This window comes from Drancourtella sp. An57 (genome assembly GCF_002161525.1).
GTDB lineage: Bacteria > Bacillota > Clostridia > Lachnospirales > Lachnospiraceae > Sellimonas > Sellimonas catena.
The window spans coordinates 113,857-138,288 of sequence record NZ_NFHY01000001.1 but is presented as its reverse complement, the minus strand read 5'-3'; the positions used below and the strand labels follow the sequence as shown (position 1 = coordinate 138,288).

Sequence of the window (24,432 nt, the reverse complement as noted above, 5' to 3'; positions counted from 1 at the left end):
AAAATCAAACTGAAAAAATAGGACAAGGTGTACAGACAAAACAAATGATAAGAATGTGTATTATGCAATTAGACTAAAAGCAGGATGATTTGACAATATAACAGGACGATAGGAAAAGCATTTGTGCATAAAAAACTATATAATTAAGTCAATCGATAGTTGAAAATTACAATATAAAGGAAGAAAGTGAGGGGTAATGTTGGGCGGTAAGATTACAATTGCTTTGGCAGGTCTGGGAAGCCGTGGGAAAGATACTTACGCACAGGCGGTAAAAAAGTTTCCGGAGAAAATGGAAATTGTAGCAATCGCAGACATCGATCCTGATAAGGTAAAGGAAGTGGCGGAAGAGTTCCATATTCCTCAGGAAAGATGCTTCGTAAGTGCGGAAGATCTGATTGCACAGGACAAGCTTGCTGATGTGATGTTCATCACAACGCAGGATCAGCAGCATGTAAGGCAGGCTATACCGGCGTTGAGAAAAGGATATCATCTGCTTCTTGAAAAGCCGATATCACCGGATCTGGATGAGTGCAGAGAATTGGTTAAAGTCGCGAAAGAATGCGACAGACAGGTTATTGTATGTCATGTGCTCCGATATACACCTATCTACTCTAAAGTAAAGGAAGTTATTGATTCGGGAGTAGCGGGTGATATTGTTTCAGTTATGTCTATTGAAAATGTAGGATACTGGCATCAGGCACATAGTTTTGTCAGAGGAAACTGGAGAAATTCCAATACGACCAGCCCTATGATTTTGCTCATGTGAGATAAAGAAGTAAAAGAAGTGTAAAAAATTTTGCCGTTCCCTGTCCGGCTGACTGCCGGACGGGTCGGGCTTTAGTCGGGCAACTCTACCTTGCCGACAAAAGAATAATAGATTTCGATTTCCTGTCTGCGGAGCTTCCCCCGGCGTTTCCCGTCCAGTGCTTCCGATTCGTGGATTACGATTTTCTCCACAAACTCCCGTAACAGGGTAGGGGTGAGTTCCTCAAAGCTGGTGTACTTGCGTACCACTTTCATAAACTTTTCAGCGTTTGCCGTGGCTTCCAGTGTCCTTGAAAGCTCGCCCTGCAGAACGGCGGCACGCTCTTTCAGTTCCTTTTGCTCGGCTTCGTAGTCTGCCGACAATTCCGTGAAACGCTCGTCTGAAATGCGTCCGGCTACACTGTCCTCATACAGCCGCTTGAAGATTGCGGAAAGCTCGCCTATACGCTTCTCGGCGGCTTCCAGCTCTTTCTTCTTGGCGGCGTTCCGGCGTTTGCTCCCGTCCTCGGTCTGCTCGGTCAACAGCTTCATAAACCGGGTTTCATGCTTGGCGGCATAGCTGGTGACTTTCCGCAAATTCTCCGTCACTCCCTCGGTCAAAAGGTCGGTGCGGATAAAGTGCGCCGTACAGTCTGCCGTGCGCTTCTTGTAGCTGCCGCATATGTAGCAGTCCTGTTTCCGCTTGTCCGTCTGATACCTCTGCTGGTACATGACGCTGCCGCAATCGGCACAAAAGAGTATGCCGGAGAACAAGCCCACTTCATCATAGCGGTTGGGGCGTTTACGCTGCTTGCGTAGCTCCTGCACACGCTCCCATGTGTCACGGTCTATGATGATTTCGTGGTGGTTCTCAAAAACCGCCTGCTTGTCCTCGCTATTGTAGATAATCTTGCTGCATTTGTAGGATTGGGTGGTGGTCTTGAAGTTCACAAGGCAGCCCGTGTATTCCCGGTTTTCAAGGATATGCACCACGGTATTCGCCGCCCACTTGCACTCATAGCCGGGGTGGTAACGGCGTGTGCTTCCCGTCCGGCGGTATTCCAGCGTTCCCGGCGTGGGGATTTGCTGCTCCGTGAGCATACGGGCTATCTTGGTCGGACCGTTCCCGGCAAGGCAGAGGCTGTATATCTGCTTCACCACGGGGGCAGCTTCCTCGTCAATGATGAAATTTTCGTCCTCGTCCATGAGGTAGCCGTACACGGGCTTGCTTGTGACGGGCTTCCCACTCATTCCTTTTGACCGCTTCACGGCTCTGATTTTCTTGCTCGTATCTCTCACCAGCCATTCGTTGAAAATGTTACGCAAGGGGGCAAAATCATTCTCGCCCTGTGCGCTGTCAACGCCGTCATTGATTGCAATGAAACGGACGTTTTTCTGTGGGAAAATCATTTCCGTGTACATTCCCACTTGTAAATAGTTTCGCCCTAACCTTGACATATCCTTTACGATAACCGTTCCCACAAGCCCCGCTTCAATGTCGGCAAGCATGGACTGGAAGCCGGGTCTTTGGAAATTTGCCCCCGAAAATCCGTCGTCCGTGTACCATTTCAGATTCGTAAAGCCGTTCTGTTTGGCGTAGGCTTCAAGGATTCTTTTCTGGTTGCTTATGGAATTGGATTCCCCGGAAAGCTCGTCCTCATGGGATAATCTCGGATAAAGGGCAGTAATGAGTTGCTGGGTGGTCTGTCTTAACATAGATTCCTCCGTTTCCGACAGCCAGCCCACTATTCCGTAAGTCCATTATACCATAGGGCGGGGCTGGCTGTACAGTCCTTTTTGCTACTTTATGTCGAAAAATATCACGGTTTTTTATTAAGGCTTGTCGCAATAAATGTGAGGTGGAAAATTGGGGCTTCATGTGCTATACTTTACTAAAATCAAAAACCAATTTACAGACAGAGAGGGTCAACATGGACGAAAAAAACAATGTAACAGAGCAGTTAAAGGAACTTATTACCGTATACGGTTTTAACAAAAACACGCTTTCCCAATATTTGGGATTACCGCTAGACAGCATAGAGGATTTGTCGAATGGAAACATTGACTTTCTGCCGGACGATTGCTCATATCGGTTTAGGCTGTTTAACAAAATCTCGTTCCTTTATGCAAGCGCAACAGAGGACAAGGATTTGAAATTAACCGCATTTTTACAAGTGCTTCTTTCACATCATGGCTTGTCTAAGAAAACGATTGCTGCTATGGCTGGTGTGGAAACAAAAGACATTGAAAGACTTTTATCAAACCCGCCCAAAAAAGTATCTGAGGAAATCAAATTCAAAATAGCAGTTACCGTTATGTCATTGCGCTTTTTCTTAAAAGATTGTGAGCCACAATTATAAATCCCCTGTTCCGGCGGTCATACTCCACGGCATGACCGCTTTTTCATGCCCTGTTTATGCGGTAAAAGGCGGCTTGTGTCCGGCTACGCTTTCCGCTTCCAGCACTTTCATCATCTTGTCGGCGGCGGTGGCGGTAGTGTCCTGTTTGAAATAGCCGGAAACCACAAGGACAGTGTTCCCCCGGCGTACTTCGGTGATGCAATCCGGGCGGCGGGCGGGGCGGTCTTTCTTCGTGGTGTCGGTCATAGGCAAATCTCCTTTCCATTCAGCAGCATTTTAAGCTGTTCCATTTTTTCCCTTGCTTTGGCTTTCCTGAAATTCTCCCCGGTAATACAGACAGGGGTACACATTTCAATAAGGCGGTCATAAATGCGGGCGTGGGCGGTGTCCTCCGGGTTCTGCAATTCTTCCAGCGTCAAATTCGTGGTGACAATCAGCGGCTTTTGGCTGCGGTATCGGCTGTCAATCACGTTGTAGACCTGCTCTAAGCCGTATTCTGTGCCACGCTCCATGCCGAAATCGTCAAGGATAAGCAAAGGGAAGCTGCAAAGGCGGGATATGTATTCGTTCCTGTCCTTATAGCTGGCGGCAAGGTCATTGAGGATAAGGGCAAAGTTCGTCATGCACACGGAAATTTCTTTCTCCATGAGGGCATTGGCGATACACCCGGCAAGGTAGCTCTTGCCCGTGCCGACTTCTCCCCACAAAATCATTCCGTGGTTTCCGTCCTTTATCTGCTCCCATTGTTCCACATAGCGGCGGGCTTTCTCCATTTGGGGACATTTGCCGTTGTCATTCCCGAAAGTCCAGCTTTTCATAGCCGGGTCGGTGAAGCCCTTTCTTTTTAGCCGTTCTACTTCCTCCCGGTGCTTCTGCTCCCGGTCTGCGGCTTCCAGCGTTTCCCGGCGTTTGCGCTGGCAGTCACATTCTTTTGGGTGTCGGTCACGTCCGAAAATCGTCTTGCCCTCCGGGAAGTAGGCTTCTTTGGGCTGGCGGCAGCTCCCGCAATATAAAAGCCCGTCCTCGCCCGTGTAGTCCTCCGGCTCTGCTTCCTGTGCCGTGGCAAGCCGGAAAATGGCGTTATCATAATCACTCATAAAATCGTCCTCCTTGTTCATGGTCTTTTACGTCCTGTTTACAGGACGTTCTATCGCTGTAATCAAAGGCTCTCGCCCTCTTTGTAGGTATAATCGGGGATTCCCTTTTTCGGGTTCTCCTTTTTCTCCCGGTTTAACCAGCGGCGCAATGCAGCGGCATGGCACACATAATCATTTCCGCTGGCGGCTATGTACTCGCTCATTTCCTCAATGAACCGTTCCAGCCTGTCCGGGTATTCCTCTTTCAGCTCCGTATACTCGGATTTGGAGAGGAAAATATTTTTATATCTTCCAAACGGGGTGGGCGGCTCCCCACTCGCTCCTTTTAGTTGGTTCTCTTTTAGTTGGTTTATAGTAAGTTGGTTAGGGGTCGGTTTTCCGTCCAACGCAAAGGTCGGTTTTCCGTCCTTATGAGGGTCGCTTTTCCGGCTATCAGAGGGTCGGTTTTCCGGCTGTATGGCGGTCATATGGTCGGAAAACTGTACCACTGGCACTTGCGGTATTTTCACATAAAGGCGGTTCGGTGCGGAAAATCCCCGGCGTTCCCGCACTAAAAGCCCGGCAGCGTCCAGCTCGTTCAGTGCGGATTTTATGGCGGTTCTGCCTTTATCCAGCGTTTCCGCTATCTCCGAAACGGGATAGAAAATATACGTTCTGCCCTCGCTGTCCTGCCAGCCGTTCTTCTGTGAGAGGGTGGTACGGTCTAACAGCAGCGCATAGAGCAGCCTTGCGGTATAGGACAAGTCCATTTTCAGCAGAAAACAGGGATACGGGAGAAACTGCGGCATTGCGGTGTCGGCTGTGATGTAATCGGTTATGGTTCTCACCTCCTGTCTGTGGGCTTCTGTTACGCTTTAGGACGCCGTTTTGAGGGGTAAAGGATATAAATATCGGCTACCCTTTGAGGGCGGTCAAAAAAGTCTTGATTTACGGGGGCTTTCCAGTTCCTAAAGCGTGACATAGTAGCCGTTGTTTCCGCTTGCGCTGTGCGGCTTTGATTCTTTTCATGCGTCCGGCGCAATCCGGGCAGTATTTCCCCCGGTTTGACTTGGGGAGAAAATACCCGCCGCACTCGGTACAGCGTTTCCTGTCTGCCCGGTGCAAAAGGGCGGCTTCCAGTTTCCCGTCCAGTGGCAGCACGGCGGCAATGAACCAGCGGCAGAGAAGCGAATAGCTGATACTCTGCACACATATGCAAGGCTCGCCGTTATCCAGCAAGATACAGTTGCCGTTATCGTAGTTGCAGCACTCATGCACAAGCCGGCACGCCGCCCGGTACTGGCGGTAGTCCATTCTTGGGATTTTATCTTTCATGGTCTTTTCCCTTTCTGCGTTCCGGCTCACGCCTTAAAATCTGCTCGATATTGCTTTTGACGGTCTGCAATTCCCGGACGTTCTCTTTCTTCTCCCGGTACTCGTTGTAAAGGGCGTTTTTCTCTTTGGTAAGCTGCTCAATCTCTGTCTGTAATGCTTTGGACGCTGGCAGCTTGGAGATTCCCCGTGCCTTGAAATACCGGGCGGCGGATTCGGAAATGATAAACTCGCTTTCGTGTTGCTCCCGGTAGGCTCGCTTTGCTTTTTCCGATTTCTGCGCCCGCAATCCGTCACGGGCTGGCTTGGTCTTGATGTAGTCTAATAGCTGCTTCTGCAAGTCCTTTTTCTCCCGCAAGGTGCTTTCCACGGCTTTCAGTTTCCCGGTGGTTTCATGCAACCCGGCACTGGCGGCAGCAAGGGCGGCTTCCAGTTCTTCCGGGGAAGAAAAGCCGGATTCCTCGTAAATGCTCATGGTCGCCGCCATTTGCTTTAGGTTGTGGACAGCCGCCCAGCGGTCATATCCTATGCCCTTGCCCTCGGCTCGCTTGGCTTCCCGGTCTACCATGCGCTGTACGCTGTCCTGTTTCGGTGCGTTTATGGCGGCTTTGTTGCGCTGTAAACGGTCTTTTATGCTGCGGGGGTATTCCTGTTTGGGTAGGGGCTTTTCGGCGACTCTTGTGGCGTTCTGTGCGTTTTGGGTGAGTGTTTCCAGTACGGCGGCACGGTCAAAATCATCACCCAGCTTCCGGGCGGTGATTGGCTTCGTCCTATCCGGCGTGAGGTACGACAACCTCCCCCGGCTCTCCTTGACGGTCACGCCTTGCTGTAACAGCTTTCCGGAGAAGTCCTCAAAAGAGATAGCAGAGGACAGGGCGGTGCGGATCACGCTGCGTAACCGCTCCTTGTCGGTTTCAAATTTTGTGACTTTGGGCGGCTCACCTGCGGCGGCAAGGGAAGCGTTCTCTTTATCCAGTGCGGCTTGTCCTTTCCGCTTCGCCCAATACTCACGCTCGGTAACACGGTTCTTGCTCCCATTAAGTAAATCAATCTGATAGAGGTTTTCCCGGTGGCACATCTCCATGACTTCCGCTTTGAAATATTCCATAGCTGCGTCCGTGCAGCGGTGCTTGCAGCCCTCCCTTGTGTCCGCTGGTCTTTCCATGTAGGGCAGCAAGGGTACTTCCTCAATCCGCAAAGAATTGATTACGATATGCACATGGATATTTCCGCTGTGGTTATGACCGTCCGGGTGGGTACATACAAGGGCTTGGTGTCCGGGGAAATGTTCTTTGCAAAACTGCTCGCCCAACTGCTGCGCCCGGTCTACGGATAGCCCATTGTCCTGTGCGTCACGGGGGTCAAAGCTGATGATATAGTGGTGGCTCTTTACGTCCTCCCGTTTCTGGTTCTTGCCGTATTTGAGATTGGAGCGCATACACGCTATGGCAAAATCCTCGCCGCCGCAATTCAGAGAGGAAATGCGGTAATCGTCACGGGGGATAAGCCGCCCGTTTTCATCAAGGGTGGGCTTCATGGTAAACTCGTCATGCTCAAAAGTTAGGTATTGCTCGGCGGCTCCATAGTCGGCGTTTTTAGAGCTGATATGTTTGAATGTTGCCAACGGCTTCACCTACTTTCTGCAAGACTTCAAACTTCAAGGCGGCAAGCTCCGCTGCGGCGGCTCTCACTTCTTGGGAGAGGGTGTTATAAGGTGCGCCGTACTTGTTCAGACAGCGGGCAATCTGATTCAGATTCCCGCCGATTTTCCCGTACTCGGCTGTGAGTTTCCCCACGGCAGAAAGCAATTCATCATTGACCGGGGAAACGGTGATAACCGGGCGTATCCTTAACTTGGTTAGGGCTTGCCGGATATATTCAGACTGGCTCATTTTGCAGAGGGAAACCCGCTCGGAAAACTCGGCGTATTCTTCCTCGGTCAAGCGTGTCTTGATTACCCTGTGGCGGTGGGGCGTGTTGTATTTTTTCATGGCTGTGAACCTCCTTTCGTGGGTGGATTTTTTCAAGCGGCGCAAGCCGCAAAAAGGCGGGCTTGGGGTGGCAACCCCAACAAGATTCCCATAGGACAAAATGAGCGATTAGCGAATTTTGGTACTATGGTAGAATCTTGCTCTATGAAACCGACGCTTTCTCCGTCCTCGTTTCCCTTTGCTTCCTACACCACTGAAAAATGTAAAATTGCCAAACTCCCCGCAATTTTTCTTTTACCTCTAACACGGACGTGGCGGGCTTTTGCCAAACGGGGAGAGGAATTTTCCTTTCGCATAAGGAACACCGGCGGGACGATTTTAGCAACCGCAGAAATAAAAAAAGCAGCAAATCTTTTTGAAAGACTTACTGCTTCATGATATAGGAGATGCACTATTCAGACTTGTCGGAGAGGAATAGCTCGCGCAGCGAGGTGTTCCTCTCCGACAAGTACACAGAGGGGTAGCTGGCTCTGCCAGCGTAGGGGAGCTGTAGGCTCCTCTGACAAAAAGAAAAGCAGGAAACCGTTTTGTGATTTCCTGCTCTGCAATGTCGTCGTTAGACGGTGGGGTATCAAGTTTTAGATTGAGATTTCAACTCTACAAGCGGAAATTTCCGTAATTGATAATGCTTCCTTGCAAACGCCAAGTTATTTATGGATAACTTTTCTCATCCCTGATCCGCAGAATTCGTTTGGAATCGTTTTGAATCCGAGTTTTTCATAAAAAGGCTCTTTTCCCTTTTCAGCAACCAACTGAACACTGGAGCGTCCGCCTGTAGGTGTTTTTTTCTCAACATATTTTAGCAGCATATTCATAATATTCGTGCCTATTCCACATTTCTGAAATACAGGGTGCACTACGACATCTACTATCAGAAAATACATCCCGTCACCGATCAAACGTCCCATACCAACCGACTGATTATTTTCAACGGCTACGATTGTGTACAGGCTATTATCAAGGGCCTGCTGCATCTGATTCTTTGAAAAAAGATGCCATCCGACACTTTCCCTGAGCGTGCGGTAATCTTCATAACTTAACAGATTCTCTTTGTACTCCACAGTATTCCTCCGTCAAATAGAAATTTATGAGTTTATAATATTTAAGATATTCTCAATAGTGCTATCTGGTAATTCATAATAAAATGTTAATACATCACTTGGGAGTATCATATTTTTTACAACTTCACTTGAAATCACCTCAATAACATACGGACTATCCTCAAATATTATTATGGTTTCAATAAGTTCGTAATCTCTTTCTTCATTAGGGTCTTGTCCCGCTAAGAGGGTTTTCTCTTGATAAACAAGCAACTTATACTCAGGCGTTAAACCTTCGGGCAATTCATTTACTTCCGACCAATCATTATTATTCAGCAGGTTATTTATTGTATCCTCGTTATCTATAGTTGACAGTAATTCATCTTGTATAGAAAAGATTTCTATTCTGCTTTTCTTCTCCACTTCATCGCCTGTACTATTAGTAGTTTGAAAAGCACAGCCAGTCAAGATAAACATACAAGCTATTAAAATTGTTATTATTCTTTTCATATTAGATAATCTTCCTTTCTCAAATACCGATTTACCGGGAAGTCACCTACCTGACATCTAATATTATACCACCCAAATGTGAAGAAATCTACTGTCCGTTAAGACGGTTAATCGAATTTTTCACGGCATTTCTGCCCATGTCGAATAGAAAACGCTCCACCGATTATTTCTCGACAGAGCGATTCTTTCATGTTTATGTTACACGGAATAGTGTGGTGCTGGCGGTCTAACTCTTGTTTTCGATTATCCGCTTCTTTACCGTACATGAGCATTTGCAGAAGTGCTGTCACGATATGGATTTACTGCTGTGGCTGACAGGAAAGACATGCGAGTCGGTATCTTCTTTTGGGGATACATACTTATTCAAAGAAGAATGCGCTCCGGAAGGTGCTGCTCACCGCTGTATGGATGGATGTAAAGTAAAGGACAGTTGTCCGTATGATGCAGAGAAGATTTATCTGAAACATCCGGAAATTGGCGTTGAAAATGGTCATACAGAGTGGCCGGTGAATGTACTGACGCTGCATCCTACAGTAGAGAGTGTAACAGAGGCGATCAAGACGGGACCTTATGGTCGGTGCGTGTATTACTGTGACAATAATGTGGTTGACCATCAGGTCGTGAACTTAAAGATGACAGATGGTTCAACGATCAGCCATACGATGTGCGGCTTTACAGGAACTGGAAGCCGTTATGCAAAGTTTATGGGAACAAAAGGCGAGATTATCGCCGATATGACAGCTAATACAATTCAGATTACACCGTTTGGTCAAGAAACGCAGACAATCGATGTAAACAAAATTGCTACGGATTTCTCCGGACACGGCGGCGGAGATGTCAGAATGGTAGAAGAGTTTATTGATATGCTGCTCGAAGGGAAGGGCCCTTCCGGAAGAACTACAACAGTAGAGCAGTCTGTAGAAAGTCACTACTGTGCGCTTGCTGCAGAACAATCCAGATTACACGGCGGTGCTGTAGTGGATCTGGATACATTAAGAAATTAATGTTTGATATGTAAATGGGACACCATTTCATATATGCGAGAAACTGGCGAAAGCTAAAAAAGAAAAGGAGAGTGTTATTATGAAAAAGAACCTCAAAAAAATTACGGCTGTTGGTTTGACAGCTATTCTCGGCGCCGGCCTCCTTGCTGGTTGCGGCGGAGATGGTAAAAGCGCTGACGGAAAAACAGAAATCGTATTTGGTATCTGGGATGAGAACCAGAGACCGGCTATGGAGCAGATGGCTGAAGCTTATGAAAAAGAGCATGACGATGTAACTATCGAAATTCAGCTGACACCGTACAAAGACTACTTCACAAAGCTGGAAACATCTGCAACAGGTGGAAAAGCTCCAGACGTATTCTGGGTAAACGTACTTCACCTTGATTCTTATGTAGAAGGTGGTATCCTTGCAGATCTGACAGATGCAATTGCTGATTCTGATATCAATGACAGCTATTCTGAGACTCTGCTTAACAACTATGTGCGTGACGGTAAAAACTATGGTATACCGAAGGACTTCGATACAAACGCATTATGGTACAACAAAGAAATGTTTGATCAGGCAGGCGTTGCATACCCGACAGACGATATGACATATGAAGATCTTGTAGCTCTGGCAACAGAACTGAAAGACAAACTTCCGGATGGTGTATATCCGTTTGCCTGCCCGGTAGACTTCCAGACATGGTACTATCAGACAGTATTTGCTAACGATGGATGGATCTTAAATGATGACGCTACAGAGACAGGATACACAGACGAGAAGACAATGGCTGGTATCCAGTGCTGGATTGATATGATCAATGCCGGATTATCTCCGAGTTCTTCCGCACTTTCTGAAACAGGATCAGATGCAATGTTTGAAGGTGAACAGATTGCCATGACATTTGCAGGTTCTTACATGGTTCCGGAATATGCTGCAAACGATACAATTAAAGACAAAATTGATTGTGTAGAAATTCCTACATTCAACGGAAAAGAAGACAATGTTATTAATGGTCTTGCTTACTGCGTATACGAAGGATCCAAGAACAAAGATGCTGCTACAGAATTTGCAATCTGGCTTGGAAGTGCAGAAGCACAGCAGATCCAGGGCGAAACAGGTGTAGTTATCTCCGCGAGAACAGATGCTCAGCACTGCTTCGGAGAAGCAAATGACAAATATAACCTTGCAGCTTATACAAACCATGCAGACGAAGCATATCCACTTCCGGTTTGCAACAAAGCAGCTGAGCTGTACGATCTGGAAGCACAGTACCTCAAACAGGCTTATGACGGAACTATGACTCTGGAAGAAGCTTGTACACAGTTAAAAGAAGAGGCGGATGCATTACTCGCAGAATAAGTGTAGGTGATAAGTAAATGTCTGAAAATAAAGCAGTAGCGAAAGGCTCTAAAAAGGGCCTTTCCTGGAAGAAAAAGGACTGGATTGCGGCCTATATTTTTATCGCACCGGTTACACTCGGTCTTCTTGTATTTTATATCTGGCCGTTTATTCAGAATATATGGTTCAGTTTTAACGATGTAAACAAATTTAATATGACGACTTTCTGTGGCCTTGAAAACTATAAACAGTTGATCGGGGACAAAGAAGTGTGGGCAGCACTTGGAACAACGTTGAAATACGTAGTGTTTACAGTGCCGATTGGGCTGTTCCTTTCTATTTTGGTTGCAGCACTTTTGAACTCTAAGATTAAAGGAAAATCCATCTATCGTACATTGTATTTCCTTCCGTCTGTAACAATGGCAGCAGCTGTTGCTATGGTATGGAAATGGATCTACAATGAGCAGATGGGTGTTCTGAACAGTGCGATCCGCGCGCTTGGTGGAAAGGGGCATGGATGGCTGACAGATCCAAGTACAGCGTTATTCTGCATTATGCTGGTCGGACTTTGGATGAAAGTTGGATACGATATGATTATCCTTCTGGCCGGTATGCAGGGAATCTCCAACAGCTACTATGAAGCGGCAGCACTTGACGGGGCCGGACCGATTCAGCAGTTCTTTAAGATTACGATTCCGATGCTGACACCAACAATTTTCTTTACCATGATTACAGGAATTATCAGTGGATTCCAGGTATTCGATGTTATCTTCATGATGATCGGTAAAACGAATCCGGCATACGAAAGTACAAAGACAGTTGTTATGTTATTCTACCGTACCGCATTTGACTATGGATATAAGGGATATGCAGCGGCAATCTCCATTTTGATTTTCGTAATTATTATGTTAGTTACGGTTGTTCAGATGTGGGGACAGAAGAAATGGGTTAATTACGATTAAGGAGGAAAAGATCAATGAGAGGAAAAGCAAAAATAAATCATCTGATTGTCCATCTGATCCTTCTGGCCGGAACAATAATTGTTGTATTCCCGTTTCTCTGGATGATTTTGACATCCTTCAAAACAAATGGTGAAGCGATGCAGATTCCGCCAACAATTTTACCGACAGAATGGGTAACAGATTCATATCAGGAAATATTGACAGCTATTCCGTTTGCTACGGTATATATGAACACCATTATTTCGGCTGTAGTCACAACAGCAGTTCAGGTTGCATTTTGTGCGATGGCAGCATATGCTTTTGCAAGAATTGAATTCCCGTTCAAGAACATTATTTTCGTTCTTCTTCTTTCAGTACTTATGGTTCCGGGACAGATCTTCCTGATTCCTCAGTATTTGATTGTGCAGAAATTGGGATTGCTTGATACATTGCCGGCATTGATGCTTCCTAACCTGTTCAGTGCATTTGGTACATTCCTTCTGAGACAGTTCTTCATGTCTCTTCCGAAAGAACTTGAAGAAGCTGCGGTTCTGGATGGATGCAGCCGTTATCAGATTTTTGGAAAAATCATGCTTCCGCTTGTAAAACCAGGCATTGTAGCTCTGGTAATCTTTACAGCAAAGTTTGCATGGAATGACTTTATGTGGCCAATGATCGTTAATACTTCTACAGATAAAATGATTCTTGGACCGGCTCTTGCAACTCTGCAGGGTCAGTACACCACCCAGTATCCAATGCAGATGGCCGGAGCAGTATTAGCTGTAGTTCCACTTGTCATTCTGTTCTTCATCTTCCAGAAGCAGTTCATTGAAGGTGTTGCACAGTCTGGTATTAAAGGCTAAAAATTACATAAGTATTTTTGGGGCGCAGAAAAATCTGCGCCCTTGCTTTTTACCGCGGATTCTGCTATGCTGAGAGAATAATCTAATCACAAATCTATGTTCAAATCTGATTTATTTTCAATTCAAAGGAGGCTTCTGCCTATGCGTAAAAAGCAAAGAAAAACCATATCTAAAACTCACAGAAAAACCATATCTCAAAACAGCAGTGTCAATCGAAAGTACAAAGACACACTTTTTCGAATGATCTTCCGGGACAGGAAAAATCTTTTATCTCTTTACAATGCATTGAACAATTCTTCTTACACAAACCCCGATGAAATGGAAATCACGACACTGGAAGATGTTATTTATGTAGGGATGAAAAATGACGTCTCTTTTCTTTTTTCCAGCATTATGAATCTGTACGAACACCAAAGCACAGTGAATCCGAATATGCCCGTACGTGGACTTTTCTATCTGGCGAGAATTTATCAAAACTATATAAAGAAAATGGACCTTAATATTTACAGCTCCGGGCAGATTCCTTTACCGGTTCCGGTATATGTGGTATTCTATAATGGAGGAAAGGCGGAAGACGAATACCAGGAATTGAAGCTTTCGGATGCGTTCATGAAATCGGAATTCACAGGGCAGGCAGCTTTGGAGTGCAATGTAATGGTGATTAATATTAACCTGGGACATAACGAGGAATTGTTGGAAAACTGCAAAATTTTGTGGGAGTACGCATACTTTGTAAACGAGGTCCGGGAGAACCAGAAGCATGGATTTTCCATAGAAGAAGCGGTTCGGAAAGCTCAGAAGAACTGTATTGAACAGGATATACTGAAAGAATTCCTGAAGAAAAACAGTGCGGAGGTGAAGGACGTGATTCTGGAAGAGTTCAATCAGGAGCAGTATGAGGAAGGACTCCGAAAAGAAGGACAGATGGAGGGCAGAAAGGAAACATTGATTAATCTTTACCGAAAACATCTTCTGACGCTGGAGCAGGCGGCAGAGGAATATGGAACGACAGTGGAAGAGTTTCAGAAACTCCTGTGATTGCTCCGGCTGGCAGCCGGATATCCTTTCCGGCCGTTATAAAGAAGATTTGAAAACCGGCCTTCTGGTGTTATAATAGTATTGTTGGGAAACATCAATTTTGAGTCAGGAGGTACATATCATGAAAGTATTGATGATCAATGGAAGTCCGAAGAAAAACGGGAATACATCGATTGCCTTGCAGGAAATGGAAAGAATTCTTGCAGAAGAGGGAATTGAGACAGAAATTCTGCATGTCGGAAACAAGCCGGTCAGAGGCTGCATAGCCTGCGGGCAGTGTTTCGAGAAAGGCAGATGTGTCTTTGATGATATTGTAAATCAGGCGGCAGAGAAGTTTGAGGAATGTGACGGACTTGTTGTAGGATCACCGGTCTATTATGCGTCGGCAAATGCAACACTGGTAGCATTTCTGACAAGACTTTTCTACAGTACACATTTTGATAAAACAATGAAAGTCGGTGCTGCGGTGGCAGTAGCCAGAAGAGGTGGACTTTCCTCTACTTTTGATGAGTTGAATAAATTTTTTACTATTTCAGGCATGCCGGTAGCATCCGGACAGTACTGGAACAGCATTCACGGAAGAGAGCCGGGAGAGGCCGCAGAGGATGCGGAAGGATTGCAGAGTATGCGCACACTTGCCAGAAATATGGCATTTCTGATGAAGAGTATTAAGCTCGGAAAAGAAACATATGGACTGCCGGAAAAGGAAGATCCGATCAGAACAAATTTTGTCCGTTAGACCATATTGTAATCGTTGACATTACATCGAAATGCGGATAAAATAGTATGCATGAAGGAGGAATTTACGATGCAGATTTCAAGTAGATTTACTCTGGCAGTACACATTTTTGCCTGTATCGATGTGTTTGGAAAAGATCATAAGGTTACAAGCAGTTTAATTGCGGAGAGTACCAATGTAAATCCGGTGATTATCCGGAAGATTCTTCTGCAGCTGAAGGCGGCGGGGCTTGTAAATGTGGCACGGGGTTCAGGAGGAACAACGGTTGCCAAACCATTAAGTGAAATCACATTTCTCGATATTTACCGTGCAGTGGAGTGTATTGAAAATGGAGAACTGTTCCACTTTCATGAGAATCCAAATGCCGACTGTCCTGTCGGGAGAAATATTCACAGAATACTGGATGATAAGCTGGAACGTGTACAGGCCGCAATGGAAAGAGAACTTGCATCCATCACTTTGGAGGATGTCAGACGGGATACGGAGAACTATATCTCCACAGGAGCCGTTGCAGACTAGATGAAAGAACATCTATGGAGCAATGGCTCCATTTTTACACCAATCTGTTTTTAAAGAGCAAATGAAAAGGAGAAAGAACGTGGAAGCGAAAGAAATCATCAAAAAAGACATGGAAGCCCTGTACCTTGGTAATCTGAATACAGTAGAGTTTAATCTGAATCTTCCCAAAAAGGGAAAGTATGGGTCAGAAATTATCTGGAAATCAGGACACGAGCGCTTCCTGGATTCTGAAGGAAATGTAAAAAGACCTCCGTACGGGACGGGAGACCGGACGATCTCACTATGGGCAACATTTTGTGCCGGCGGTGTTACAGAGGAGAAAGAGTATAAAGTCTGTATCCTGGAAGAGAAGCCTCAAATAGTGGTTGAAAGTGTAGAAGAACCGGAGCTGGAGGCACAGGCGGGGATACAGGTTTATCTTCCGTATGTGGCTGTGATTTATACCAGAGACGGGAAGACACTGGTACACCGGATAAACTGGAAAGAGGGTGCGCAAAGAGTATATGAACGGGTCGGAAACTTTCGGGAGGAAGGCATGCTGGACGGCCTGGACTTTCCGGTTTTTTGCAAAGTGACAGTCAAAAAAGAGATTCAGAAAGCGGAAAAGAACACAGAACCGCTGGTTGGCTATTTTGACCATGGAGAAGCAGTCCTGGAGGAGGGAAGCAGATTTTATACAGCACAGGAGGAGATGCAGGAATTTCTGCTTCAGATGGATGATGACAGAATGCTTTATAATTTCAGGGAGGCCAGCGGGCTGGATGTGAAAGGAGCAGAGCCGATGACAGGATGGGACGCGCCGGAATGTCATCTCAAAGGGCATACAAGCGGTCATTATCTGTCAGCGCTTGCGCTTTGCTATAAGGCAGGCGGAAACAAAACGATTAAAGAAAAAGCATGTTATATGATTGAGGAACTTGGCAAATGTCAGGATGCTTTTGAAAAAATACCGGGAATCCGGAAAGGATTTTTAAGCGGGTACCCGGAAGATCAGTTTGATAAGCTGGAGGAATACACCCCGTATCCTGAGATATGGGCTCCTTATTATACACTTCACAAGATTTTTGCGGGTCTTCTGGACTGTTATGAATTTGCCGGAATTGACCAGGCACTTGAAATTGCCGTAAAACTTGGTGAGTGGGTATATCGCCGTCTTTCGGGGCTTCCGAGGGAAAAGCGGATGAAGATGTGGGGAATGTACATTGCGGGTGAATATGGTGGAATGAATGACGTCATGGCCAGACTGTACCGGATTACCGGAAAGAAAGAATTCCTGGAGACCGCCGGATATTTTGATAACGAAAAGCTGTTTCTGCCAATGGAAAAAGGGATTGATGCGCTGGAAAACCTGCATGCGAATCAGCATATTCCTCAGGTGATAGGGGCAATGGAAATATTCCGTGCCTCCGGAGAAAAGCGGTATTATGACATTGCTTCCTATTTCTGGAAAGCGGTAACAGAGTCGCACTTATATACGATCGGAGGAACCGGAGAAAATGAGATGTTTCACGGTCCGGGGTGCATCGGGAATCTCCTGACAAAGCATACAGCGGAAAGCTGTGCATCCTATAATATGCTGAAGCTCACAAAAGAGCTGTACCGGTATGAGAATAAAAAGGAAATGATGGATTATTATGAGAGGACAATGACCAATCATATTCTTGGAGGCAGAGAACATGGTGCAACGGGAGAAACGGTATACTTTATGCCGCTGGCTCCGGGATTCCATAAAGAATTTGAGCATGAGAATTCCTGCTGCCATGGAACGGGAATGGAGAGTCATTTCAAATATGCCGATATGGTTTACGCATATCAGGGAGAGAAACTGTTTGTCAATCTGTTTGTAAAATCCAGGCTGGAATGGAAAGAGGCCGGAATCACCATCCGTCAGAAAACAGAGATGGAAGCTCCGGAATCGGTTATTCTGGAAGTGGAAAGCAAGAGAGAATTCCCGATGTATATCCGGATTCCAAAATGGAGCCGGGAAGGAAGAAAAATCTGGATGGATAGTGTGGAACAGAATGGATGGACCGAAGCGGATGGATATATCCAGATGGATGTGCCGGAAGGCAGGCATGAAATCCGCTGCCTGTTCCCATGCGGATATTATCTAGAAAAGACCCCGGACCGTCCGGAACTTCATACCCTGCTGTACGGACCATATGTCCTGGCGGCCTTGAGCGGTGACCAGAATTTTCTGGAACTGGATCTTGACGGTCAAAAGGCAGCTGATGAAGTACGCAAAACAGGGCTGGAATTTCAGTATCGGGATCTGACCTGGAAACCGCTGTTTGATATTGAGGAAGAAGCATTTCAGGTGTACTGGAAGAAGAAGTAACAAGGCAGCAATGTATGCAGTGAAAATTCCGGAGATGAACTTCGGGATTTTCCTGTTTATAGAAGAAATTGTTCAAAGAATTTACAACTATTGGGGAAAACACCCTTCAGGAATTGACATATTGCACAAAAAATGATACGCTATATCCAACCTATAATATAGCTTATGGCACCGGGAGGTAATATGAATCTGATTTTTGAACTGGGGCGGGCGCAAAGGCTGAGAGAAGATATCGAAAAGATGATTATTGTAGAAAAAAGAGAAATTACAGCCTATAAAAGCCTGGAAGGAAGGAAAAAGGGCGGGCATGTATGTGCAATTGATGGACAATGGAAAGACTATGTAATGGGAACGGCGTGGAATCAGGTGGATGCCCACCGGTGGTTCCGTACAACAATTACGATCCCGGAATCTATGGACGGGAAGCATGTGGAGTTCCTGATTACAACAGGACGGGAAGGTGAATGGGATGCAACGAATCCGCAGATGATTTTCTATCTGGACGGACAGTTGATTCAGGGGATTGATGTGAATCATCGGGAAGTGACAATCTCAGGAAAGGCCAAGGCCGGTGACTCTTATGAAATTGCGGTTCTTGCCTATAGCGGGATGGTAGAAGGGGATCTTGTGATTCATACATACCTTATTGCAGTAGATGACCGGGTACAGAAACTGTATTATGATTTGCTGATTCCTCTTCAGAGTGCCTATGTATTGAAAAAGGCGGACGAAGAAAACTACAGAAGAGTACTTCAAAGTATGGCACCGGCGCTGGATGCACTTGATTTGCGGGATGCATACTCGGAGAAATTTTACAGTTCGATTGAAAAGGCTGAACAGATTTTAAAAGAAGCTTTCTATAGTGAAGAACGGGAGTGTCCGACAGTCAGCGCCATCGGGCATACACATATTGATATTGCATGGCTCTGGACGGTGGAGCAGACAAGGGAGAAAGTACTTCGCAGCTTTTCTACTGTACTTCGTCTCATGGAGCAGTATCCGGACTATAAATTCATGTCCAGTCAGCCGATTCTCTATCAGTTTGTAAAAGAGCAGGAGCCGGAAATGTATGAGAAAATCAAAGAACGGATCCGGGAAGGCAGATGGGAAGTAGACGGAGCCATGTGGCTGGAAGCAGACTGCAACCTGACGGGAGGAGAATCACTTGTCAGACAGATCATCAAGGGTCATCGTTTCTTTCTGGAGGAGTTTGGAAAAGAAAGTAAATCTTTGTGGCTCCCTGATGTTTTCGGTTATTCTGCCGCACTGCCGCAGATTCTGAAAAAATCCGGAATTCCATATTTCATGACAACGAAAATCGCATGGAATCAGTACGACCAGCTTCCGAATGATACATTCATATGGAAGGGAATCGATGGATCGGAAGTCTTTGCATTTATGCCGACAACAACGGATTATGATAAGGATCAGGGACTGAATATTTCTTTCTCTGATACAAGAAATACAACGACCTATACAGGAATCGTAAACCCAAATATGGCGCTCGGAACATTTAAACGGTTCCAGAACCGTGATCTGACAGAAGATACTTTGATGCTCTTTGGATTCGGCGATGGAGGCGGCGGTCCGACCAAAGAAATGCTGGAGAGTGCCGAAAGGCTGAAATACGGAATACCGGGAATTCCGAAAATCCGTCAGGAATTTGAACAGGATTATTTTGACCGGACATATGAAAAGATACACGATCTTCCGGACATGCCGACCTGGGATGGAGAACTGTATTTCGAATACCACAGGGGAACTCTGACTTCCATGGCAAGAAACAAGCGGAGTAACAGAAAGAACGAGATTCTGTACACGCAGATGGAGACGGCCTCCTGTATGGCCGGTATAGAAAAAGATGAACAGCTTCAAAATGTGCTGGACAAGGGCTGGGATATTCTTCTCATCAACCAGTTCCATGATATTGTACCGGGTTCCAGTATCAAACCGGTGTACGAACAGACAGATAAAGAGTATCATGAAATTGAAGAGGCGGGAAAAGAGGAATTGAATCGGGTTGTATCCGCGGCTGTCGGCAGGCTTTCAATGGAAAAAGAAGGCGTCGTAGTGATGAATACCCAGGGATATGAGAGAGATGATCTCGTAGTGCTGGATGATGGAACAGAAATCCCGAGACTTGTAGATGAAGACGGAAGAAATGTGCCTGCGCAAAAAACGGCAGATGGCAGATATCTGCTCTATGTAAGCCATATTCCGCCGCTTGGATATAAAAAATTATATGAAACAGAGGAATTACTCGAAGAAAGTACCGGAAAAGAATGGGATTACACATTTGAGAATCCATTTATCAAGGTCTGCTTTAATGAGAAGATGGAAATTACGTCGCTCTATGAAAAAGAAGCAGAAAAAGAGCTGATTCAGGAAGGCAGGTGCGGTAACGTTCTACGGACATATGAAGACCGTCCGATGCAGTGGGATAACTGGGACATTGACGTGTTTTATCAGAGAAAACCTTATGAGGCAGACTGGTATTCTCCGGCAAGAGTTATTGAAAATGGAGAAGTCCGCATGGTAGTGGAATTTGAATGTGGATTCCTTGATTCGACAGTGACGCAGCAGGTATGTCTGTATCACCAGATCCCGAGGATTGACTTCCGGACGAAAGCAGACTGGAAAACGCATCATGTGATTTTGAAAACACATTTTCCGGTAGATGTCAATACGACAAGAGCGTCATATGAAATCCAGTTTGGAAATGTGGAACGTGAGACGACAAACAACTACAGCTGGGATACGGCGAAATTTGAAGCGTGTGGACACAAGTGGGCGGATCTTTCAGAAAACAGTTCCGGAATCAGTCTGCTCAATGACTGTAAGTATGGATATGGAATCAAAAAAGGTGATATGAGTCTGACTCTGATCAAATCCGGAACCTATCCGAACGAAGATGCTGATATCGGAGAGCATGAATTTACCTATTCCATCTATCCGCATGCGGGAAGATGGCAGGAAGCGAAAACCGTAGAGATGGCATACAACCTGAATGTGCCGATGCTGGCAAAGAGAACCGGAAGGCAGGAAGGCTGCGGCGGAGAATACGAAAGCTTTCTGAAATGCAGTCAGGAGAGCTGTTTTGTGGAAGTCATCAAAAAAGCAGGGGATGGAAACGGCGTGATTGTCAGAATGTACGAGAATAAAAATAATCGCGTCAGAGCACAGATTCAGACAGCATATCCGATTGCACATGTATATGAATGTAATCTTCTGGAAGAAAATGAAGAAGAACTTACGGCCGGCAAAAACTGTTTTGAGACCGTATTTAAACCATATGAGATTAAGACATTCCGGCTGATCTTTGAATAAATGGAACCGGGGAAAAGGAGAAAAAATGATCAAGGATTATACACAGACGTGGGGAGTAAGCGGACTGGAAAAAAATGTGTCCGACCTGATTATCAGGGAAGTCATGGATTATGCGGACGAAATTACAAGAGACGCAATGGGGAATCTGATTGTTTTAAAGCGGGGAAGCGGAGCTGACAAGAAAAAAATCATGTGTGCGGCACATATGGATGAGATCGGCCTCTGTGTAGTGAAGATTCTAGACAACGGACTTCTGAAAGTGAAGCAGATCGGAGGGGTGTCCGCACTGTGCTCCTTCATGAACAGAGTACGTTTTGAAAACGGAACTGTTGGAACCGTCGGAGTAACGGATCCGATAGATACCGTTAAGCCTAAAGAGATTGACAAACTTTATATTGATATCGGAGCGATGTCAAAGGAAGAGGCCGGAAAGTATGTCAAACCGGGCGACTGCGCGGTATTCTGCGGAGATTATGCAGAACTTGCGGGACGCAATGTGATGTCCAAAGCCTTTGATGACCGGATTGCATGCTATATTCAGACTGAAGCGTTGAAGAGAATCAAAAACTGTTATCATGATCTCTATTTTGTATACACTGTACAGGAGGAGGTCGGACTGTTCGGTTCTACAACTTCGGCAGAAACAGTAAAACCGGATCTTGGAATCGCTGTTGATATTACCGGATCTTTTGATGTCCCGGGTGATGAAAATGGGAATCCGGTACTCGGAAAAGGGGCAGCGATCAAAATCAATGACAGCAGTGTCATCTGCGACTGTGAGATGACCAAAGGGCTGATCGACTGCGCCGAAAGAAACCGGATTCCGTATCAGCGGGACGCACTTGTGGCAGGAGGTACTGATGCAGGGGCAATCAATAAGTCAGGAGGCGGTGTGAAAGTACTTGGGATTTCGATTCCGACCAGGTATGGTCATACACCGAACAGTATTGTCAATCTGGATGATGTGGAAGCATGTATCCGGCTGATGGAATGTTATCTTCAGGAGGAAATTCCGATTATCACACAGGAAAAAATCAAGTAAGGAGGAGAATGAGAGGATGAAACGATCAAAAATCAATCAGTGTATTAAAGACATGGAAGCATTGATCAAAGAGCATGGATTTGAGCTTCCGCCATTTTGCCACTGGACACCGGAAGACTGGCGGGAAAAAGGACATGAGTATGATGAGATCCGTGACAACATGCTTGGATGGGATATTACGGACTACGGGCTGGGAGATTTTGACAAGGTCGGATTTTCTTTGATTACAATCCGGAACGGAAACCAGAATAATCCGAAATATAAAAAAGTCTATGCGGAAAAACTGCTGATGCTGAAAGAAGGACAGCATTCCCCGATGCATTTCCACTGGAAAAAATCGGAGGACATCATTAACCGGGGCGGCGGAACTCTGATCATCCACCTGTATAATGATGATGGAGAAGGAGGGCTTGCGGATACTGATGTGACAGTAAATTCGGACGGAAGGTCATATCAGGTAAAAGCCGGAACGGGAGTCAGGCTGCAGCCGGGAGAGAGTATTACACTCTGGCCGCATCAGTATCACGATTTTGATGTAGAACCGGGAACCGGTGATGTGCTGATCGGGGAAGTTTCCATGTGCAACGATGACAATGTAGATAACCGTTTCTATGAAGAGGTAGGAAGATTTCCGGAAATTGAAGAGGATGAAGCACCATACCGTCTGCTCTGCAATGAATATCCGGAAGCAGAGGAGTAAGGCAGAATCATGGAGCAGAAAAGAGGAGATGAAATCATGGATTATACAAGATTAAGGGAAAAAATCCGGGAAATGCAGGATGAGATTATCGGAGGAATTCAGGACTGTATCCGGATTGACAGCGTAGGCGGTGAGCCGGAAGAAGGTGCACCATATGGAAAAGGCCCGAAAGAAGCGCTGGATTTTGCGCTGCAGCTGGGGAAAAAATTAGGATTTCGTACGGGCAATGTGGATAACAAGGCCGGTTACGTAGAGATGGGAGAAGGGGATGAGATGATTGCGGTTCTCGGACATCTGGACGTAGTACCGGTGGGTGATGACTGGAAATACCCTCCATTTGGAGCTGAGATCCATGATGGAATCCTTTACGGAAGAGGTGTGGCTGATGATAAAGGGCCGACGATCGGCGCTATCTATGCAATGAAAGCCATTCAGGATCTGAACCTTCCGCTGGACCGCAGAGTACGTGTGATCTTCGGAACGAATGAAGAGCGTGGATGTGACTGCATCAAACATTATGTTGAAGCCGGGGAAGAACATCCGGTGCTGGGAATCACTCCGGATGCGGAATATCCGCTTATCTTTTTTGAAAAGGGAATGACAACCGTGATCGGAGGGAAAAAACACCCGGAACAGGGAGAAATCCGTGTCCTTGAGTTCCGGGGCGGAACTGCCGGAAATATTGTGCCGCTTCATTGCAGACTTGTTCTGGAAGGAGAGCATGAGCTTGCAGATGACAGTGTTACAGTAAGCATCCGGGATGGAAATACGGTAATTGAGGCAGAAGGAGTCAGCGCGCATGGCAGCAGACCGGAACTCGGAGAAAACGCGGTTGTGAAGCTTCTTCTTGCAGTCCGGGGAATGGGAATCGGTGGAGACTTCCAGAAAATGGCTGATTTTGTATGCCAGAAAATCGGAAAGGAAACAAATGGGGAAACACTGGGAATCTGTTTCCGGGATGAGGAAACCGGTGAGACAACTGTCAATCTCGGTGTAATCGAATATACAGAGGAGGAAATGAATCTGAATCTGGATATCCGTTATCCGAAAAACGGTGATGCGGATGTGGTATATCATCAGCTGCATACGGCGCTTTCCTCCTATGGAATGGAGATTCTTGTACACAGAACAACTGATATGCTCTATGTTCCGAAAGATTCTGAACTTGTCCGGAAACTGATGGAAGTATACCGGGAGGGAACCGGCGAAGATCCTGAACCAAAGGCAATCGGAGGAGGAACGTATGCCAAAATGTTTAAAAACATGGTGGCATTCGGACCGATGTTTCCGGGAGAACCGGATGTAGCCCACCAGCCAAATGAGCAGATGCCGGTTGAAAATCTTATGAAATCTATTGAGCTGACAGCGGCAGCCATGGCGGAACTTGCAAAAAAATAATACGAAATAATCCGGACGGGAATGTGCTTCCCGTCCTTTTTTTATGAAAAAGTATACGTAAATTTTACATTGAATAACAGGAATTTTACGAAAATAAGAAAGAAAAACAGTCCGGTTTGCGCTGAAAAACCGCGGAAATAAAGGGA

24 protein-coding genes are annotated in these 24,432 nt (G+C 46.0%); 15 read left to right on the top strand and 9 right to left on the bottom strand.

Features of this window, described 5'->3' with window-relative positions; translation table 11 throughout:
• Nucleotides 1-199: 199 nt before the first annotated feature.
• Nucleotides 200-766, top strand: coding sequence for a Gfo/Idh/MocA family oxidoreductase (locus B5G11_RS00750; protein WP_242958830.1), 567 nt, complete (start codon nucleotides 200-202; stop codon nucleotides 764-766).
• Nucleotides 767-837: 71 nt separating this feature from the next.
• Here the strand turns inward: B5G11_RS00750 and B5G11_RS00745 are convergent, their stop codons facing one another.
• A complete protein-coding gene (locus B5G11_RS00745) occupies nucleotides 838-2,460 on the bottom strand; it encodes a recombinase family protein (RefSeq protein WP_087251832.1) in 1,623 nt (540 codons plus the stop codon).
• Nucleotides 2,461-2,675: 215 nt separating this feature from the next.
• On the opposite strand from B5G11_RS00745, the gene B5G11_RS00740 reads away from it, so the two are divergent.
• Nucleotides 2,676-3,104 (top strand): HTH domain-containing protein, encoded by a 429-nt coding sequence (locus B5G11_RS00740; RefSeq protein WP_087251831.1) that lies wholly within the window; start codon nucleotides 2,676-2,678, stop codon nucleotides 3,102-3,104.
• 54 nt (nucleotides 3,105-3,158) lie between these two features.
• On the opposite strand, the gene B5G11_RS00735 is transcribed toward B5G11_RS00740, so the two are convergent.
• The 6 genes from B5G11_RS00735 to B5G11_RS00710 form a co-directional block, all read right to left on the bottom strand.
• A complete protein-coding gene (locus B5G11_RS00735; protein WP_087251830.1) occupies nucleotides 3,159-3,350 on the bottom strand; it encodes a transposon-encoded TnpW family protein in 192 nt (63 codons plus the stop codon).
• Nucleotides 3,347-4,201, bottom strand: coding sequence for an ATP-binding protein (locus B5G11_RS00730; protein WP_087251829.1), 855 nt, complete (start codon nucleotides 4,199-4,201; stop codon nucleotides 3,347-3,349). The genes B5G11_RS00735 and B5G11_RS00730 overlap by 4 nt, the downstream gene beginning before the upstream one ends.
• 62 nt (nucleotides 4,202-4,263) lie before the next feature.
• On the bottom strand, nucleotides 4,264-4,989 hold the full coding sequence (locus tag B5G11_RS00725; protein WP_087251828.1) for a replication initiator protein A: 726 nt from the start codon (nucleotides 4,987-4,989) through the stop codon (nucleotides 4,264-4,266).
• 139 nt (nucleotides 4,990-5,128) lie between these two features.
• Nucleotides 5,129-5,515, bottom strand: coding sequence for a cysteine-rich VLP domain-containing protein (locus B5G11_RS00720; protein ID WP_087251827.1), 387 nt, complete (start codon nucleotides 5,513-5,515; stop codon nucleotides 5,129-5,131).
• Nucleotides 5,505-7,136, bottom strand: a complete 1,632-nt coding sequence (locus tag B5G11_RS00715; RefSeq protein WP_087251826.1) for a relaxase/mobilization nuclease domain-containing protein — start codon at nucleotides 7,134-7,136, stop codon at nucleotides 5,505-5,507. The genes B5G11_RS00720 and B5G11_RS00715 overlap by 11 nt, the downstream gene beginning before the upstream one ends.
• Entirely contained in the window at nucleotides 7,108-7,503 is a 396-nt protein-coding gene (locus B5G11_RS00710) for a plasmid mobilization relaxosome protein MobC (RefSeq protein WP_087251825.1), read from the bottom strand. Before B5G11_RS00710 ends, B5G11_RS00715 begins: the two co-directional genes overlap by 29 nt.
• A 144-nt stretch (nucleotides 7,504-7,647) precedes the next feature.
• On the opposite strand from B5G11_RS00710, the gene B5G11_RS16460 reads away from it, so the two are divergent.
• Nucleotides 7,648-7,881, top strand: a complete 234-nt coding sequence (locus B5G11_RS16460) for a hypothetical protein (protein ID WP_204229556.1) — start codon at nucleotides 7,648-7,650, stop codon at nucleotides 7,879-7,881.
• 269 nt (nucleotides 7,882-8,150) lie between these two features.
• Here B5G11_RS16460 and B5G11_RS00705 read toward each other — a convergent pair whose 3' ends face one another.
• Entirely contained in the window at nucleotides 8,151-8,564 is a 414-nt protein-coding gene (locus B5G11_RS00705; RefSeq protein WP_087251824.1) for a GNAT family N-acetyltransferase, read from the bottom strand.
• 24 nt (nucleotides 8,565-8,588) lie between these two features.
• Nucleotides 8,589-9,053, bottom strand: a complete 465-nt coding sequence (locus tag B5G11_RS00700) for a hypothetical protein (protein WP_087251823.1) — start codon at nucleotides 9,051-9,053, stop codon at nucleotides 8,589-8,591.
• Between the two features lie 293 nt (nucleotides 9,054-9,346).
• On the opposite strand from B5G11_RS00700, the gene B5G11_RS00695 reads away from it, so the two are divergent.
• The 12 genes from B5G11_RS00695 to pepV all read left to right on the top strand — a co-directional run bounded on the left by B5G11_RS00695 (nucleotide 9,347) and on the right by pepV (nucleotide 24,286).
• A complete protein-coding gene (locus B5G11_RS00695) occupies nucleotides 9,347-10,057 on the top strand; it encodes a hypothetical protein (RefSeq protein ID WP_242958828.1) in 711 nt (236 codons plus the stop codon).
• A 79-nt stretch (nucleotides 10,058-10,136) separates the two neighbouring features.
• Nucleotides 10,137-11,402, top strand: a complete 1,266-nt coding sequence (locus B5G11_RS00690) for a sugar ABC transporter substrate-binding protein (RefSeq protein WP_087251822.1) — start codon at nucleotides 10,137-10,139, stop codon at nucleotides 11,400-11,402.
• 17 nt (nucleotides 11,403-11,419) lie between these two features.
• Entirely contained in the window at nucleotides 11,420-12,343 is a 924-nt protein-coding gene (locus B5G11_RS00685) for a sugar ABC transporter permease (protein WP_087251821.1), read from the top strand.
• Nucleotides 12,344-12,357: 14 nt separating this feature from the next.
• The gene (locus tag B5G11_RS00680) at nucleotides 12,358-13,185 is read left to right on the top strand and encodes a carbohydrate ABC transporter permease (RefSeq protein WP_087166652.1); all 828 of its coding nucleotides are present in this window, start codon (nucleotides 12,358-12,360) and stop codon (nucleotides 13,183-13,185) included.
• Nucleotides 13,186-13,503: 318 nt separating this feature from the next.
• The gene (locus B5G11_RS00675) at nucleotides 13,504-14,223 is read left to right on the top strand and encodes an Rpn family recombination-promoting nuclease/putative transposase (protein WP_242958826.1); all 720 of its coding nucleotides are present in this window, start codon (nucleotides 13,504-13,506) and stop codon (nucleotides 14,221-14,223) included.
• Nucleotides 14,224-14,344: 121 nt separating this feature from the next.
• Nucleotides 14,345-14,962 carry a flavodoxin family protein gene (locus tag B5G11_RS00670; protein WP_087251820.1) on the top strand — a complete coding sequence of 206 codons (618 nt, stop codon included), beginning with the start codon at nucleotides 14,345-14,347 and terminating at the stop codon, nucleotides 14,960-14,962.
• A 69-nt stretch (nucleotides 14,963-15,031) separates the two neighbouring features.
• On the top strand, nucleotides 15,032-15,481 hold the full coding sequence (locus B5G11_RS00665) for an Rrf2 family transcriptional regulator (RefSeq protein ID WP_087251819.1): 450 nt from the start codon (nucleotides 15,032-15,034) through the stop codon (nucleotides 15,479-15,481).
• Between the two features lie 79 nt (nucleotides 15,482-15,560).
• Complete coding sequence (locus tag B5G11_RS00660; RefSeq protein WP_158099171.1) at nucleotides 15,561-17,819, top strand: beta-L-arabinofuranosidase domain-containing protein; 2,259 nt, start codon at nucleotides 15,561-15,563, stop codon at nucleotides 17,817-17,819.
• A 183-nt stretch (nucleotides 17,820-18,002) separates the two neighbouring features.
• Nucleotides 18,003-21,146: a glycoside hydrolase family 38 C-terminal domain-containing protein gene (locus B5G11_RS00655; RefSeq protein ID WP_087251817.1), complete on the top strand. Its 3,144-nt coding sequence runs from the start codon at nucleotides 18,003-18,005 to the stop codon at nucleotides 21,144-21,146.
• 25 nt (nucleotides 21,147-21,171) lie between these two features.
• Nucleotides 21,172-22,188 (top strand): M20/M25/M40 family metallo-hydrolase, encoded by a 1,017-nt coding sequence (locus B5G11_RS00650; RefSeq protein WP_087251816.1) that lies wholly within the window; start codon nucleotides 21,172-21,174, stop codon nucleotides 22,186-22,188.
• 16 nt (nucleotides 22,189-22,204) lie between these two features.
• Nucleotides 22,205-22,888, top strand: a complete 684-nt coding sequence (locus B5G11_RS00645; RefSeq protein WP_087166657.1) for a D-lyxose/D-mannose family sugar isomerase — start codon at nucleotides 22,205-22,207, stop codon at nucleotides 22,886-22,888.
• 9 nt (nucleotides 22,889-22,897) lie between these two features.
• A complete protein-coding gene (pepV, locus tag B5G11_RS00640; RefSeq protein ID WP_242958823.1) occupies nucleotides 22,898-24,286 on the top strand; it encodes a dipeptidase PepV in 1,389 nt (462 codons plus the stop codon).
• Nucleotides 24,287-24,432: the final 146 nt, after the last annotated feature.

Coding starts and splice junctions, on each gene's coding strand:
- B5G11_RS00710 (WP_087251825.1), bottom strand. CDS start 7,503: ATGAAAAAATACAACACGCCCCACCGCCACAGGGTAATCAAGACACGC.
- B5G11_RS00695 (WP_242958828.1), top strand. CDS start 9,347: ATGGATTTACTGCTGTGGCTGACAGGAAAGACATGCGAGTCGGTATCT.
- B5G11_RS00675 (WP_242958826.1), top strand. CDS start 13,504: ATGGAAATCACGACACTGGAAGATGTTATTTATGTAGGGATGAAAAAT.
- B5G11_RS00720 (WP_087251827.1), bottom strand. CDS start 5,515: ATGAAAGATAAAATCCCAAGAATGGACTACCGCCAGTACCGGGCGGCG.
- B5G11_RS00700 (WP_087251823.1), bottom strand. CDS start 9,053: ATGAAAAGAATAATAACAATTTTAATAGCTTGTATGTTTATCTTGACT.
- pepV (WP_242958823.1), top strand. CDS start 22,898: ATGGAGCAGAAAAGAGGAGATGAAATCATGGATTATACAAGATTAAGG.
- B5G11_RS00685 (WP_087251821.1), top strand. CDS start 11,420: ATGTCTGAAAATAAAGCAGTAGCGAAAGGCTCTAAAAAGGGCCTTTCC.
- B5G11_RS00745 (WP_087251832.1), bottom strand. CDS start 2,460: ATGTTAAGACAGACCACCCAGCAACTCATTACTGCCCTTTATCCGAGA.
- B5G11_RS00665 (WP_087251819.1), top strand. CDS start 15,032: ATGCAGATTTCAAGTAGATTTACTCTGGCAGTACACATTTTTGCCTGT.
- B5G11_RS00645 (WP_087166657.1), top strand. CDS start 22,205: ATGAAACGATCAAAAATCAATCAGTGTATTAAAGACATGGAAGCATTG.
- B5G11_RS00650 (WP_087251816.1), top strand. CDS start 21,172: ATGATCAAGGATTATACACAGACGTGGGGAGTAAGCGGACTGGAAAAA.
- B5G11_RS00690 (WP_087251822.1), top strand. CDS start 10,137: ATGAAAAAGAACCTCAAAAAAATTACGGCTGTTGGTTTGACAGCTATT.
- B5G11_RS00740 (WP_087251831.1), top strand. CDS start 2,676: ATGGACGAAAAAAACAATGTAACAGAGCAGTTAAAGGAACTTATTACC.
- B5G11_RS00655 (WP_087251817.1), top strand. CDS start 18,003: ATGAATCTGATTTTTGAACTGGGGCGGGCGCAAAGGCTGAGAGAAGAT.
- B5G11_RS00680 (WP_087166652.1), top strand. CDS start 12,358: ATGAGAGGAAAAGCAAAAATAAATCATCTGATTGTCCATCTGATCCTT.
- B5G11_RS00730 (WP_087251829.1), bottom strand. CDS start 4,201: ATGAGTGATTATGATAACGCCATTTTCCGGCTTGCCACGGCACAGGAA.
- B5G11_RS16460 (WP_204229556.1), top strand. CDS start 7,648: ATGAAACCGACGCTTTCTCCGTCCTCGTTTCCCTTTGCTTCCTACACC.
- B5G11_RS00735 (WP_087251830.1), bottom strand. CDS start 3,350: ATGACCGACACCACGAAGAAAGACCGCCCCGCCCGCCGCCCGGATTGC.
- B5G11_RS00670 (WP_087251820.1), top strand. CDS start 14,345: ATGAAAGTATTGATGATCAATGGAAGTCCGAAGAAAAACGGGAATACA.
- B5G11_RS00725 (WP_087251828.1), bottom strand. CDS start 4,989: ATGCCGCAGTTTCTCCCGTATCCCTGTTTTCTGCTGAAAATGGACTTG.